This window comes from Kitasatospora xanthocidica, assembly GCF_014656195.1.
Classification (GTDB): Bacteria; Actinomycetota; Actinomycetes; order Streptomycetales; family Streptomycetaceae; genus Kitasatospora; species Kitasatospora xanthocidica.
Genome location: NZ_BNBY01000047.1, coordinates 20,188 through 33,862 on the forward strand (window position 1 = coordinate 20,188; position 13,675 = coordinate 33,862).

General features: G+C 73.3%; 12 protein-coding genes. 6 read left to right on the forward strand and 6 right to left on the reverse strand.

Features of this window, described 5'->3' with window-relative positions:
- The first annotated feature begins 19 nt into the window (after positions 1–19).
- From IE332_RS38550 to IE332_RS38560, 3 genes are all read left to right on the forward strand, one after another.
- The gene (locus IE332_RS38550; protein WP_189926077.1) at positions 20–1,228 is read left to right on the forward strand and encodes a ketosynthase chain-length factor; all 1,209 of its coding nucleotides are present in this window, start codon (positions 20–22) and stop codon (positions 1,226–1,228) included.
- 65 nt (positions 1,229–1,293) lie between these two features.
- Complete coding sequence (locus IE332_RS38555; protein ID WP_229929263.1) at positions 1,294–1,551, forward strand: acyl carrier protein; 258 nt, start codon at positions 1,294–1,296, stop codon at positions 1,549–1,551.
- Positions 1,552–1,686: 135 nt separating this feature from the next.
- Positions 1,687–2,991, forward strand: a complete 1,305-nt coding sequence (locus IE332_RS38560) for a cation:proton antiporter (protein WP_189926079.1) — start codon at positions 1,687–1,689, stop codon at positions 2,989–2,991.
- A 124-nt stretch (positions 2,992–3,115) separates the two neighbouring features.
- Here IE332_RS38560 and IE332_RS38565 read toward each other — a convergent pair whose 3' ends face one another.
- Genes IE332_RS38565 through IE332_RS38575 form a run of 3 tightly spaced genes read right to left on the reverse strand, consistent with a single transcriptional unit; the run spans position 3,116 to position 6,121 of the window.
- Positions 3,116–3,520 (reverse strand): PPOX class F420-dependent oxidoreductase, encoded by a 405-nt coding sequence (locus tag IE332_RS38565; protein WP_189926080.1) that lies wholly within the window; start codon positions 3,518–3,520, stop codon positions 3,116–3,118.
- A gap of 34 nt (positions 3,521–3,554) precedes the next feature.
- Positions 3,555–4,946, reverse strand: coding sequence for an NDP-hexose 2,3-dehydratase family protein (locus IE332_RS38570; protein ID WP_189926082.1), 1,392 nt, complete (start codon positions 4,944–4,946; stop codon positions 3,555–3,557).
- Positions 4,943–6,121, reverse strand: coding sequence for a glucose-1-phosphate thymidylyltransferase (locus IE332_RS38575; protein ID WP_373313952.1), 1,179 nt, complete (start codon positions 6,119–6,121; stop codon positions 4,943–4,945). Before IE332_RS38575 ends, IE332_RS38570 begins: the two co-directional genes overlap by 4 nt.
- Positions 6,122–6,291: 170 nt before the next feature.
- Here IE332_RS38575 and IE332_RS38580 point away from each other — a divergent pair, with 170 nt between their 5' ends.
- From IE332_RS38580 to IE332_RS38590, 3 genes are all read left to right on the forward strand, one after another.
- On the forward strand, positions 6,292–7,284 hold the full coding sequence (locus tag IE332_RS38580) for a Gfo/Idh/MocA family protein (protein ID WP_229929264.1): 993 nt from the start codon (positions 6,292–6,294) through the stop codon (positions 7,282–7,284).
- A gap of 111 nt (positions 7,285–7,395) precedes the next feature.
- On the forward strand, positions 7,396–8,751 hold the full coding sequence (gene rfbH, locus IE332_RS38585; RefSeq protein ID WP_189926086.1) for a lipopolysaccharide biosynthesis protein RfbH: 1,356 nt from the start codon (positions 7,396–7,398) through the stop codon (positions 8,749–8,751).
- Between the two features lie 73 nt (positions 8,752–8,824).
- Positions 8,825–10,015 (forward strand): nucleotide disphospho-sugar-binding domain-containing protein, encoded by a 1,191-nt coding sequence (locus IE332_RS38590; protein WP_189926088.1) that lies wholly within the window; start codon positions 8,825–8,827, stop codon positions 10,013–10,015.
- Positions 10,016–10,265: 250 nt separating this feature from the next.
- Here the strand turns inward: IE332_RS38590 and IE332_RS38595 are convergent, their stop codons facing one another.
- The 3 genes from IE332_RS38595 to IE332_RS38605 all read right to left on the reverse strand — a co-directional run bounded on the left by IE332_RS38595 (position 10,266) and on the right by IE332_RS38605 (position 13,435).
- The gene (locus tag IE332_RS38595; protein WP_189926090.1) at positions 10,266–10,661 is read right to left on the reverse strand and encodes a cobalamin B12-binding domain-containing protein; all 396 of its coding nucleotides are present in this window, start codon (positions 10,659–10,661) and stop codon (positions 10,266–10,268) included.
- Positions 10,662–10,741: 80 nt separating this feature from the next.
- Positions 10,742–12,397 (reverse strand): acyl-CoA mutase large subunit family protein, encoded by a 1,656-nt coding sequence (locus IE332_RS38600; protein ID WP_189926092.1) that lies wholly within the window; start codon positions 12,395–12,397, stop codon positions 10,742–10,744.
- Positions 12,398–13,435, reverse strand: coding sequence for a ketoacyl-ACP synthase III family protein (locus IE332_RS38605; RefSeq protein ID WP_189926095.1), 1,038 nt, complete (start codon positions 13,433–13,435; stop codon positions 12,398–12,400).
- Positions 13,436–13,675: the final 240 nt, after the last annotated feature.

A 13,675-nucleotide genomic window follows, 5' to 3' on the forward strand; every position in this document is an offset into this window, starting at 1 on the left:
AGCGTAGCGAGGTGGGCGCATGAGTGCGGTGATCACCGGGCTCGGCATCGCCGCCCCCAACGGCCTGGGCACCGAGGAGGTCTGGCGCAGCACCCTGGCCGGCACCAGCGGGATCGGCCCGATCACCCGGTTCGACGCCTCCGGCTACCCCGTCCGGCTGGCCGGTGAGATCCCGGGCTTCGAGGTGTCGGAGCACGTGCCGAGCCGGCTGGTCCCGCAGACCGACCGGATGACCCAGCTGGCGCTGGCCGCCTCGGGCTGGGCCCTGGAGGACGCCGGGGTCGACCCGCAGCGGTTCGACGACCTGGAGATGGGCGTGGTCACGGCCAACTCTTCGGGCGGATTCGAGTTCGGCCAGCGGGAGTTGGAGAAGCTCTGGGCGCAGGGCCCGGAGTACGTCAGCGCCTACCAGTCCTTCGCCTGGTTCTACGCGGTCAACACCGGCCAGCTGTCGATCCGGCACGGCATGTCCGGGCCGACCGGGGTCACCGTCGCCGAGCAGGCCGGCGGGCTGGACGCGCTCGGCCAGGCCCGGCGCCAACTGTCCAAGGGCGTACGGCTGGTGCTCACCGGCGGGATGGACGCCTCGCTCTGCCCGTGGGGCCTGGTGGCCCAGCTCCCGTCCGGCCTGCTCAGCGAACAGCCGGACCCGGAGCGGGCGTTCCTGCCCTTCGACACCGGGGCGAGCGGCCAGGTGCTGGGCGAGGGCGGCGCGATCCTGGTGATGGAGCCCGCGGCGTCCGCCCGCGAGCGCGGCGCCCCGCAGCTGTACGGCGAGATCGCCGGCTACTGCGCGACCTTCGACCCGCGGCCGGGCTCGGGGCGGCCGTCCCGGCTGGCCGCGGCGATGCGCGGTGCGCTGGACTCGGCCGGCCTGACCCCCGAGGAGGTCGACGTGGTGTTCGCCGACGCCTCCGGGGTGCCCGAGCTGGACCGGGCCGAGGCCGAGGCGATCACCGGCCTGTTCGGCCCGCGCGGGGTGCCGGTGACCGCGCCGAAGACCATGTTCGGCCGGCTCAGCTCCGGCGGCGCGCCGGTCGACGTCGCGCTGGCCCTGCTGGCGCTGCGGGACGGGGTGATCCCGCCGTCCGTCAACGTCACCGCGCCGGCCGAGGAGTACCGGCTGGACCTGGTGACCGAGGCCCGTCCGGCCCGGCTGCGCACCGCCCTGGTGGTCGCGCGGGGCTACGGGGGATTCAACACCGCCCTTGCCGTACGCCAGATCTGACGTCCGGTCAACACTCTTCAGCCACAGCCCTGACCACTGGAAATGCGACGAGAGGATTCATTATCGTGAGCGCGTTCACCATCGAGGACCTCAAGCGGATCATGCGCGACTGCGCGGGAGAGGAGGAGTCCGTCGACCTGGACGGCGACATCCTGGACCTCCGCTTCGAGGAGCTGGGGTACGACTCCCTGGCCCTCATCGAGACCACCAGCCGGATCTCGCGCGAGTTCGCCGTGCAGCTCCCCGAGGACGAGCTGGGCGAGATCGGCACCGTGCGCGACCTGCTCGCCCTGATCAACCAGAGGCTCTCGGTCAGTTCCTGAGCCCCTCCCGCACCACCCCTGCACGACCCGCTCCCTGATCCGTCACCCGGGGCCGGTGGCTCGGCGATCCGCCGGGCCACCGGCCTCCGGTGATCCGCCGTGCCCTCAACCACCCCGCCCCGCAAGGGAGTCACCATGCCGTTGGCCGCTGGACCGGTCGCGCCGCTCGCCGCCCATGACCTGATGGTCTTCCTCCTCCAAGTGGGCCTGCTGCTCGGGCTCGCCGTCGCGCTGGGACGCCTCTTCACCCGGATCGGGCTCTCCGCCGTCGTCGGCGAACTGTTCGTCGGCGTGCTGCTCGGACCCTCCCTGCTCGGGCACCTGTCACCCGGGTTCTCCGCCTGGCTGCTCCCGCACGACCCCGCGAGATTCCACCTCCTCGACGCCTTCGGGCAGATCGGCGTCATCCTGATGGTCGGGGTGACCGGCCTGCAGATGGACCTCGGCCTGGTCCGGCGCCGAGGGGCGACCGCCGTCCGGGTCAGCGTCCCCGGGATCCTGGTGCCGCTCGGCCTGGGCATCGGACTGGCCTACCTGCTGCCCGGCTCGCTCCTCGGCACCGTCTCCGACCGGCCCACCTTCGCGCTGTTCGTGGGGGTCGCGATGGGCGTCAGCGCCATCCCGGTGATCGCCAAGACCCTGATGGAACTCGGCCTGGTGCACCGCAACATCGGCCAGCTGATCCTCTGCGCCGTCACCGTCGACGACATCGCCGGCTGGCTGCTGCTCTCGGTCGTCTCGGCGATGGCCACCGTCGGCGTGTCCGGCGGCCAGATCCTGCACTCGGTGGCCAACCTGGCGGTCGTCGTGGCGGCGGCCCTGGTGCTGCGCCGCGCGAGCAAGGCGGCCGGGCCCCGGATCGAGGCCCACCCGGCCCTCCTGGTCACCGCCCTGCTGCTCGCCGCGGCCGGCACCCAGGCGCTGGGCCTGGAGGCGGTCTTCGGCGCCTTCCTGTGCGGACTGGCGCTCAGCGGCACCCGGCTCGGCGACCCGCAGAAGCTCGCCCCGGTGCGGACCGTCGTGGTCTCCGTGCTGGCCCCGGTGTTCTTCGCGACCGCCGGGCTGCGGATGGACCTGACCGCGCTCGGCCGGCCCTCGGTGCTGCTCGCCGGGGTGGCGGTGCTGGCGGTCGCGATCGCCGGCAAGTTCGGCGGCGCCTACCTGGGCTCGCGGCTCAGCCGGATGAGCCACTGGGAGGGCCTGGCGCTCGGCGCCGGCATGAACGCCCGGGGCGTGATCGAAGTGGTGGTCGCCATGGTCGGGCTCAAGCTCGGGGTGCTCAGCCAGGAGATGTACACCGTGGTCATCCTGGTCGCCATCGTCACCTCGCTGATGGCGCCGCCGCTGCTGCGCCGGATGATGGCGCGGATCGAGGAGACCGCCGAGGAGCGGCTGCGCGAGCAGACGCTGACCCCGGGGGCGGTCGCCGCCCACCTCTGAGGCGCCCGGCTCCGAAGCCGGAGTGCGAGGGGGCCGGAGCACGAGGAACCCGACGCACGACTGGACCGCCGGGCCCGGTGCCCCGCCGCGAGGGCGGGGACCGGGCCCGGCGGTCCGTCGTCGCTCAGCCGACGTCGCGGCCGTTGCTGCCGGCCTGCCACGGCGCGTCGACGCCCCAGGCGATGACCCGCGCCGGGGTGATCCGGATCAGCTCGTCGGCGAGGTTCGGGTTGTGGGCCCGCCCGCCGGTGGGGAGCGCGACGGCCTCACCGCGGATCTCGATCCCGCGCGCCACCCACGGGTCCGTACCGGCGATGTCGTCGACGACGAAGGACACCGCGGGGTGCTTCGCCACGTCCCGGTACTTGCGGCTGCGGGCGAGGTCGCGGCCGGTGACGTCGATGGTGCCGTCGTCGTTCAGCCGGAACCCGACCGGGACGTTGTGCGGGCGGCCGTCGGGGCCGACGGTGGCGAGCCGGCCGATGCGCTGGGACCGCAGGTAGGCGGTCTCCTTCTCGGTGAACGGCACGGGTGTTCCTCCTCGTCAGTGGTGGGAGCGCGGTTCAGAGCGTCGCGAGCAGGGCCGCGATGAGCGTGCGGGCCTGCACGTTGAGGTAGCCGTCGTAGCGCAGCAGGGTGCTCGCCTGGTGGACGCTGATCCAGGCGAAGTCCGGCGGGACGTCCAGCGGGAAGTCCTCCGGGACCTCGACGATCCGGTACCGCGAACGGGCCTCGAAGAAACGCCCGCCCTCCTCGGAGAGCACGGTGTTGTAGCGCACCAGGCTCCCGGTGGTGGTCAACGCCTCGGTGAGGAAGCGTGGTTGGCGCTCCGGTGGCAGGCCGGCGTAGTTGTCCGGGCAGCACTGCACGGTCGGCGCGATCTCGGCGACGTTCGCCAGCCCGGCCTCCACCCGCGCGTGCGCCAGCAGGTGCAGCACCCCGCCGATCGGCCGGACCAGGAAGGCGGTGACGCCCAGCCCGATCGGCTCGAACAGCGGCTGGGTCCAGCTGGCGACCTCGCGGTTGGCGGCGCTCACCGCCGCGGCGATCACCTGGAAGTAGCGCCCGTCCCGGTGCCCGATCCGGTCCTCGGTCAGCTGCCAGCCCTCGACCTCGCGCAGCGGCCGGTACCGCTGGGAGAGCTCGCTGGTCGCCCGCACCCGGGTGAGCCAGCTCAGCACGTCGGTGAGCGACTGGTAGGCGCCCTGGTCCTCGACCCGGGGGCCGAGCGGGATGGACGACAGCACGGTGCGGGCGTCCATGTTGACCACGTCGTCGAAGCCCAGCAGCCGGTGGATCTGGCCGAGGGTCAGCCACCGGAAGTCCGGGAGCTCGGGCGGCTCCTCGGTGATCTCCACGACGATGTTGCGGTTGCGCTTGCGCAGGAACCACGCCCCCTGCTCGGACTGCAGCGAGTCCACCAGGACCTGCCCGGCGGTGGGCGGGACGAAGTGCTCCAGGAAGGTGATGGGCCGGCCGCGGTGCACCCCGGTGTAGTTGCTGCGGGTGGCCTGGACGGTCGGCGAGAGCTGCACCGAGTTGATGTTCCCCGGCTCCATCTTGGCCTGCATCAGGAAGTGCAGGACGCCGTCGAACTCCTTGGCCACGAAGCCGAGGATGCCGATCTCGGGCTGGTTGATGATGGGCTGCATCCAGTCGTGCACGTCGGTGTGGATGCGCAGCCCCTCGACGGTGAAGAACCGTCCGCTGTCGTGCCCGAGGTCGCCGCTCGCGGCGTCGAAGCGCCAGCCGGCCAGGTCGGCGAAGGGGATCCGGGTGACCTCGTGGCGGAAGATCCGCCGGTTCTCCTCCAGCCAGGAGAGGATCGCCCGGTTGGGGGTCACCGGGCTGTCGGTGGTGGCCGCGGAGCGGGTGAAGCGGCGGATCAGCTCGGTGCGGTAGGTGACGTCGGAGCCGTGCCGGGAGCCGGTGGCGGCGAGCGGGGCGAGGGTCATCGGGCCACCCGCACCTTCGCCAGGTCGCCGACGATCAGCCGCTGGCTCGCCGCGGCCGGTTCGGCGTGCAGCTCGGCCCGCCGGCCGATCAGGGAGCCGTCCAGTCCCCGCACCCCGGTGATGGTGGTGCCCTCCAGGACGATCGAGTTCTCGATGCCGGTGGAGTCCAGCGTGCAGCCCGGGCCGACCGAGGTGTACGGGCCGAGCCGGCTGTCCCGGACCACGGTGCCCGCGGCCACCGTGACCGGCCCGGTCAGCTGGGAGCGGACCACCTCGACGCCTTCGGCCAGGACGACGTCGCCGGTGAGCACCGAATGCCGGTCGACGCTGCCGCGGACGTCCCGGCGCAGGGTGTCCAGGACGGCGCGGTTGCAGTCCAGCAGCCCTTCGACGGTGCCGCTGTCGCGCCAGAACCCGGTGTACTCCAGGGCCCGGACGTCACCGCCGGTGGCGATCAGCTCCCCGATGGCGTCGGTGATCTCCAGCTCGCCGCGGCGGCTGGGGCGGATCGCGCGGACGGCCCGGTGCACCGCCGCGGTGAAGAAGTAGACGCCGATCAGCGCCAGGTCGCTCGGCGGCCGCTCGGGCTTCTCCACCACGGCGTTCACCCGGCCGTCCGCGCCGAGCGAGGCGACCCCGTAGTCGGACGGGTTCGCCACCTTGGTCACCAGCACCTGGGCGTCCGGCCGGTCCGCCCGGAACGCCCCGGCGGCCTCGGCCACCCCCTCGGTCAGCACGTTGTCGCCGAGGTACATCAGGAAGTCCTCCTCGCCGAGGAAGTCCGCCGCGACCGTGACGCAGTGCGCCAGGCCGAGCGGCCGCTCCTGCTGGAGGTAGGTGAGCCGCAGGCCCATCGCCGAGCCGTCGCCGAACACGGCGGCGACCTGCTCGGCGTGCGGCCCGACGATGACGCCGACCTCCTCGATCCCGCAGTCGCGGATGTTCTCCAGGCAGTGTCCGAGCACGGGCTTGTTCCCCACCGGGACAAGCTGTTTCGGTATCGAGTACGTGAGCGGGCGCAGGCGGGTGCCTGTCCCTCCGGACAACAACAGAGCCCTCACGGTTGCCTTCTCCTCACCGCCGCGGCACGCAGTCCGGGCAGGCTCCGGAGCCTCTTGCCCCGGCTGGACACGGAAAGCATGGGTCCGCAGCTGTGCGCTCCCGGTGGAGCGCACACCAGCCCCAGGCGGGACGATGCTTGGGGCTCGCGTTCGAGGGCCGTTCAAGCCGGGTGGTTCGCGACGGCGGGCGTCCGGGCTGGACGGCGCCTCCAGCGGGCGCCCCCAGGCTGGCCCGAACACAGGCCAAGCCGGACGGCGCGGGCCCGGTCACAGCGGAGGCGACCATGGACCAGAACCGACTCGAGCCGCCCGCCCTGAGGATGGGCGTGCTCGGCTGCTCGGACATCGCGTGGCGCCGGGCCCTGCCCGCGCTGGCCGCCGACCCCTCGGTGGAACTGGTCGCGGTGGCCAGCCGGGAGGAGGGCAAGGCCCGCCGGTTCGCCGAGCGCTTCGGCTGCGAGGCGGTCACCGGCTACCGCGCCCTGGTGGACCGGGCCGACGTCGACGGCCTCTACGTCCCGGTGCCGGCCGCCCTGCACGAGCCGTGGGTGGAGGCGGCGCTGCGGGCCGGCAAGCACGTGCTCTGCGAGAAGCCGCTGACCGTCGACGCGTCGGCCACCCGCCGGCTCGCCGCGCTCGCCGCCGCCCGCGGGCTGGTGCTGCTGGAGAACTTCATGTTCCAGTTCCACGCCCAGCACCAGGCCGTCCGGGACCTGCTCGAACAGGGTGTGATCGGTGAACTGCGCGGCGTGCGGGCGGTGTTCACCATACCGGCGCTGCACCCCGACGACATCCGCTACCGGCCCGAACTCGGCGGCGGCTGCCTGCTCGACGTCGGCGGCTACCCGGTCCGCACCGCCCAGCTCTTCCTCGGCCCCGACCTGCGGGTGGCCGGCGCGGTCGCCGTGCGCGACCCCGGTTCCGGCGTGGACGTGGCCGGCGCCGCCCTGCTGGTCTCCACCGAGGGCGTCAGCGCCCAGCTGACGTACGGGATGTCGCACGGCTACCGCTCGGCGTACGAGCTGGCCGGCAGCGAGGGGCGGATCGTCCTGGACCGGGCGTACACCCCGCCGGCCGACCACCGGCCGGTGCTGCGGGTGGAGACCAAGGGCGGGTCCGAGGAGATCACGCTGCCCGCCGACGACCAGTGGGCCGAGCTGGTGCGCGTCTTCACGGAGGCCGCGCGGGGCGCCCGGAACCTCGATCGCTACAGCGAACTGACCCTCCGCCAGGCCGAATTGGTGGAGGGGATCCAGCGGGCCGCCGGCCTCCGCTGAGCCCCGGCCCGGGGGGACTCCAACGGGCTTCGACCGACCGTCCGCACCATCGACCGCGAAACGGGCCCCGCGAGGCGGGCGAACCCGCGGCCGTGCCTACTGCCTGGAGGAATGACGGTGAACGATCGCCGCGATCTACTGATCGAACAGGTCCGGGAGTACCATCGCGAGATCAGCGTGGAGCAGGAGTTCGTGCCGGGGGTCACCCCGCTGCTGCCGGCCGGCGCCGTGCTGGCGGAGGAGGACCGGGTCGCGCTGGTCTCGGCCGCCCTCGACCTGCGGATGACCTCCGGGGACATCTCGGTGCGCTTCGAGCGCGCGCTCGCCCGCCGCCTCGGCCTGCGCAAGGCCCACATGGTCAACTCCGGTTCCTCGGCCAACCTGCTCGCCCTCTCGGCGCTCACCGCGCACGAACTCGGCGAGCGCCGGCTCCGCCCCGGCGACGAGGTGATCACGGTGGCGGCCGGCTTCCCGACCACGGTGAACCCGATCATCCAGAACGGCCTGGTGCCGGTCTTCGTCGACATCGAACTGGGCACCTACAACACCACCCCGGAGCGGGTCGCCGCGGCGATCGGGCCGCGCACCCGGGCCATCATGATCGCCCACCCGCTGGGGAACCCGTACCAGGCCGAGGAGTTGGCCGAACTCGCCCGCGAGCACGGGCTGCACTTCGTCGAGGACAACTGCGACGCGCTCGGCTCCACCTACCGCGGCCGGCTCACCGGCACCTTCGGCGACCTCAGCACGGTGAGCTTCTACCCGGCGCACCACATCACCACCGGCGAGGGCGGCTGCGTGCTCACCCGCAGCGTCAAACTGGCCCGGCTGGTGGAGTCCTACCGGGACTGGGGCCGGGACTGCTGGTGCCTCCCCGGCAAGGACAACACCTGCCTGAAGCGCTTCGAGCACCAGATGGGGACGCTGCCGCCCGGCTACGACCACAAGTACATCTTCTCCCACATCGGGTACAACCTGAAGTCGACGGACCTCCAAGCGGCCCTGGGGGAGACCCAGTTGACCAAGCTGGACGAGTTCGGCCGGCTGCGCCGCCGCAACTGGGCCCGGCTGCGCGAGGCGCTGGACGGGCTGCCCGGCCTGCTGCTGCCCCGCCCCACCGAGGGCAGCGACCCGAGCTGGTTCGGCTTCGTCATCACGGTGCTGCCGGACGCCCCCTACACCCGGGCCGAGCTGGTGGCCTTCCTGGAGGCGCGGGCGATCGGCACCCGGCGCTTCTTCGCCGGCAACCTCACCCGCCAGCCCGCCTACGCCCACGCGAACTACCGGGTCGCCGGGACGCTGGAGAACAGCGACACCGTCACCGAGCACACCTTCTGGATCGGCGTCCACCCCCGGCTCACCCCGGAGATGGTGGACTACCTCGCCGAATCGGTACGGGAGTTCGTGACCTCCCGGCGCAGCCCGGTGCTGGCCGTCCCGGACCTCCCCGGGCGGGCCGGAGCCTGACGAGCCGGGGAACGGAGCCCGGTGCCCGGGGCCGGAGAGCAATGACCGTACCGATCGAGGAGCTGCTGTGCGTGTGATCGTGAATGCCCTGGTGCTCACCCATCTGATGCCGATGGTGCCGGTCGCCTGGGGTCTGCGGCTGGCCGGCCACGACGTGCTGGTGGTCGGCGACGCGGAGGTGGCCAGGGCGGCGGGCCGGGCCGGACTGCCCAGCCGCCGGGTCGGCCCGGCGGACGGCGGCGCCGAGCGCTGGAGCCGGCCGCTGGTCGCCAAGTCCCCCTTCGCCGTGGCCGGTTCGGGCAGCAAGGGGCCGAGCGAGGAGCCGCCGTGGGCGCAGATGGGGCAGCGCTGGCTGGCCCGGCTGGACACCTACATCGACGAGTACCTGGAGCTCGCGCGGGCCTGGCGGCCCGACCTGATCATCACCGACCCGCTGGAGTGGGGCGGGCTGGTGGTCGGCGGCGCACTCGGCGTCCCGGTGGTGGTGCACCGCTGGGGCCTGGACAACATGAGCTCCTCGCTGCTCGCGCCCGGCAAGCTGGCGCTGCACGAGCTGTGCGTCCGGCTGGGCTCGCCGGACGGCCTGCCCGATCCGGTGCTGGTGGTGGACCCCTGCCCGCCCAGCGTGCAGTCCCCGAACGTGACCCCGGCCGAGCCCGTGCGCTTCGTGCCGTACAACGGGACGGCGCCGCTGCCGGACTGGGTGCTCGGGCCGCGCCCGGAGCGCCGGGTGTTCGTCAGCCTCGGCGCCTGGGGGACCGGACGGCTGGCCGAGCAGGGCAAGCTGGACTCGATCGTGGACAGCATCGCGGCCGCCGTCCACGAGGTGGACGAGGTCGAGGCGGTGCTCTTCCTGGAGGAGCGCTTCCGCGAGACGCTCGGGCCGCTGCCCTCGACGGTCCGGGTCGCCGACCCGCTGCCGGTCAACCTCTGCCTCCCGTACGGCGACGCGATCATCCACCACGGCGGCTCCGGCACGGCGCTCACCGCGTTCTACTACGGCGTGCCGCAGCTGGTCCTCGCCCAGGACGGGCCGCTGCTGGTGCCCAACGCGGAGCGGGTCGAGGCCAGTGGCGGCGGGCGGGGCATCGTCGACGAGCGGGAGCGCGACGACCCGGCGGCGATCGGCAAGGCGCTCGGCGAGATCCTCACCGAGGAGCGGTTCCGGGAGGGGGCCGAGCGGATCCGCCGGGAGATGGCCGCGATGCCCTCGCCCGGGCTGCTCGGCGACCTGCTGGAGGGCATCGCCCTGGGGCGTGTCTGACCGCGGCCGGACCGGGTACGACAGCGCCGCCCGCCCGGGATCCGGGCGGGCGGCGCTCTCGTACCGGAGGAGGCCCTAGGGCGCGTCTTCAAACCCCCGCCTGCGGGGCGACGCCGGGGCACGCGCCTCGCCGCGTTGTCGTCGGTCGCCGATGCTCCGCATGGACTCCCTCCTCCGCCTTGCGATGCACGCACCCCAACGCCGCCCCGCCCGCCCTGGCGGGCGGACGACGGGGGTTTGAAGACGGGCCCTAGCCGACCGGGCGGCCGGCGACCAGTGAGACCTGCTCGGCGATCCGCTCCAGCGGGGTGCCCGGGCCGAAGATGGCCCGGACCCCGGCCTTCTCCATGGCGGGCCGGTCCTCGTCCGGGATGATCCCGCCGAGGACGACCGGGATGGACTCGGCGCCCTGCGCGCGCAGGGCCTCGAACACGGCGGGCACGATGGCGTGGTGGTTCCCCGACAGGCTGGAGATCCCGAGCACGTCCGCGTCCTCCTGCACGGCGGCCCGCACGGCGCCGTCCGCCAGCTGGTTGCCCAGGTAGACGACCTCCATCCCGCGTTGGGTGAGGTAGCGGGAGACGACCAGCGCGCCCCGGTAGTGCGAGTCGAGGCCCGGTTTGAAGATGACGACCTTGATCGGCATGACTGACCCCTCGGTTCGTCGACTGCTGTTCGGTTGCCGCTCGGTGCCGCTCGGGTGCCGCTCGGCTCAACGGTTGCCGCTCAGCTCAGCGGCTGCTGCCAGCCCCCGTGCCGGTCCCGGAAGACCTGGCAGCACTCGCCCAGCGTGGCGCCCGCCCGGGCCGCGTCGATCAGCACGGGCATGGTGTTCCCCTCCGAGACCACGCAGGCGTCGAGCCGCCGCAGGGCGCGGGCCACGGCGGCCTCGTCCCGGGAGCGCCGCCACCGGTCGAGCCGGGCGCGCTGACGGGGCAACGTCTCCGGCACCGCGAAGGTGCCGACCGACTGCGCGGAGCCGGTGTCCGCGGTGTTCACCCCGACCACCACGCGCTTGCCGCTGTCGACGTCGCCGACGTCGCGGTAGGCCCGGTCGAGGATCTCGGTGTGCACCCAGCCCTGCTCGACGGCGGCCACGATCCCGCCCAGGGCGTCGATCTTCCCCAGCGTCTCGCCGATCCGGCGGTCGAACTCGTCGGTCAGGCTCTCCACGAAGTACGAGCCGGCCAGCGGGTCGATCGTCCGGGCGGCGCCCGTCTCGGCGAGCAGGATCTGCTGGGTGCGCAGCGCCGTCAGCGCGGCGTCCTCGGACGGGATGCAGAGCGCCTCGTCGTAGGCGCACAGGTGCAGGGACTGCGCGCCGCCCAGCACCGCGGACAGGCCCTGCAGCGCGGCCCTGGCCACGTTGTTGAGCGGCTGCTGCGCGGTCAGCGAGGACCCGGCGGTCTGCACGTGGAACCGCAGCCGGGTGCTGCGCGGGTCGGCGGGGGCGAAGCGCCCGGTCAGCTCCCGGTGGTAGACCCGGCGCGCCGAACGGAACTTCGCCGCCTCCTCGAAGAAGTCCCCGGCCGCGGTGAAGAAGGCCGACAGCGAACCGGCCACCTCGTCGACGGCCAGGCCGCGCGCCCGCATCTCCTCGATGGTGGCCACCGCGTTCGCGACGACCAGGGCGACCTCCAGCACCGCGTCCGCGCCGGCCTCGCGGTAGTTGTAGCCGGTGAAGCTGACCGGGTGCCAGCGCGGCAGGTTCCGGGCGCAGTACTCGACCACGTCCATCGCCAGCCGGAAGGAGAAGTGCGGGGCGAGCGTGTTCGGCGCGGTCAGGACGACCGTCTCCATCATGAAGTCGTTCTGGAGGGTGCCGGAGAGCGACGCCGGGTCGTACCCGGCCTGCTCGGCGGCGGCGAGGTACATCGCCAGCACCGCGCCCGCCGCGACCGGGTGGGACAGCACCAGCGAGACGCTGACCCGGTCCAGCGGCACGCCGTCGTACAGCGCGAGCATGTCGCCCACCGAGTCGACGGCCACGCCGCCGAGCCCGGCGTCCGCGCTGCCCCAGGCGTCGTCGCTGTCGTAGCCGCGGTTGGTGGGGTAGTCGAACACCGTGTTGACGGCGGTGGCGCCCTCCGCCAGCAGCATCCGCATCCGGCGGTTGGTGTCCTCGGCGGTGCCGAACCCGGCCAGCGGGCGGATGCTCCACCGCCGCCCGGAGTACATCGTGGGGTACACCCCGCGGGTGTACGGCGGGGCCCCGGGCACACCGAGGCCGGCGGCGTGGTCGGCCGGCAGGTCGCCGGGGCCGTACAGCGGCCGGACCGGCAGGCCGCTGTCGGTGACGGTGTCACCGACGGCGGCGCCGTGCTCCGCCCGCCAGCGGGCGACGTCCGGGTCGGCCGCGGGCGGGCGGCCGGGGCCGGCCACTCAGGCCGACCAGGGCGGTGTCGACAGGTACTCCAGCACCGCCGTGCCGAAGTGCAGGCCCGGGCCGACCCCCGCCATCAGGTAGGTCTCGCCCGGCTTGATCAGCTGCTGCTCGATCAGCCGGTCGAAGCCGATGATCTGGTCGCCGGTGCCGACGTGGCCCAGGTCGCGGCCGAGCCGGTAGGTGGAGCGCTCCTCGGTGAAGCCGAACAGCGGCAGGAGCCGGTCGGCCACCACGGCCCGGCTGGCGTTGATGTGCCCGATCCAGGAGATCTCCGACATCGAGGCCAGCCCGGCGTCGGCCACCGTGCGGTCGTTCAGCTCCTGCTGCCCGTCGACCAGCAGGTCCTTCAACTGCCCGGCGACCGGCGAGTTCTGGACGAAGTGGGCGCTGCGGGTGCGCAGGTCCATCGGCTGGCCGGTGACGGCCGTCGGCGGCCAGATCGGCACGCCGGAGCGGTGCAGCTCCTCCAGCTGCGGCACGGCCTGCAGGCCCACCGACCGCAGCCGGGCGAACCCGGGCCGCTTGGTCAGCAGCACCGCCACGGCGGCGTCGCCCAGGACCATCCCGTTCAGGTGGGACCAGCGGTCGACCAGCGGCTGGGCGAAGTTGTCCGCGCCCACCACCAGCACCGAGGCGTTCTCCGGCGCCGAGCGCAGCTGCCCGACGGCCAGCTGCAGGGCGCTGAACATGCCGGTGCAGTGGGCGCGCAGCTCGACCGCCGGCGCCGAGCCGCCGATGGTGTTCTGCTGGATGTACGAGGCCGGGCTCCAGCCGTTGGGGCCCTGGTGGAACCCGGTCGCGTACAGGACGAAGGAGACGTCCGCCGGGTTCGCCCCGGACCGGTCGAAGGCGTGCCGAACGGCCCGCACCGCCATGTCCGGCGGCGCCATGTCCCCGGCGACGGGCACCTCGTCGATCTCGTTCGCGGCGAAGTCCTCGGCCGAGTAGACGCCCTCCTCGACGGCCCTGGCCGCATTGTACTTCTCCGGCAGGTAGATCCCGATTCCTTCGATGAAGACATCGCCAACCCGCATCTGGCCTCCTCCTCCGCAGTGATCACTTCCCGGCAGTCGCCGCCAGCCTGCTGGCGACGGCTGGAGGGCCCGTCCAGCACCGCTGGAGGAACGCCCGGCCCTGCCGAGCGCCCAGGATGCCGTCGGGCCCCTCCGGGCTCAAGTCCTGGCGAAGAAAGACGAGTTGGCGACGGCCGGGAGACGAGTGGGGCTACGCCAGAGGAAGTAGAGGCGGTTCGGCCGCACGGGGTTGCCGGGGGC

Excerpts from the sequence above, each read along its gene's own strand:
- IE332_RS38560 (WP_189926079.1), top strand. The coding sequence starts at position 1,687 with ATGCCGTTGGCCGCTGGACCGGTCGCGCCGCTCGCCGCCCATGACCTG.
- IE332_RS38570 (WP_189926082.1), bottom strand. The coding sequence starts at position 4,946 with ATGACCCTCGCCCCGCTCGCCGCCACCGGCTCCCGGCACGGCTCCGAC.
- IE332_RS38550 (WP_189926077.1), top strand. The coding sequence starts at position 20 with ATGAGTGCGGTGATCACCGGGCTCGGCATCGCCGCCCCCAACGGCCTG.
- IE332_RS38580 (WP_229929264.1), top strand. The coding sequence starts at position 6,292 with ATGGACCAGAACCGACTCGAGCCGCCCGCCCTGAGGATGGGCGTGCTC.
- rfbH (WP_189926086.1), top strand. The coding sequence starts at position 7,396 with ATGACGGTGAACGATCGCCGCGATCTACTGATCGAACAGGTCCGGGAG.
- IE332_RS38605 (WP_189926095.1), bottom strand. The coding sequence starts at position 13,435 with ATGCGGGTTGGCGATGTCTTCATCGAAGGAATCGGGATCTACCTGCCG.
- IE332_RS38595 (WP_189926090.1), bottom strand. The coding sequence starts at position 10,661 with ATGCCGATCAAGGTCGTCATCTTCAAACCGGGCCTCGACTCGCACTAC.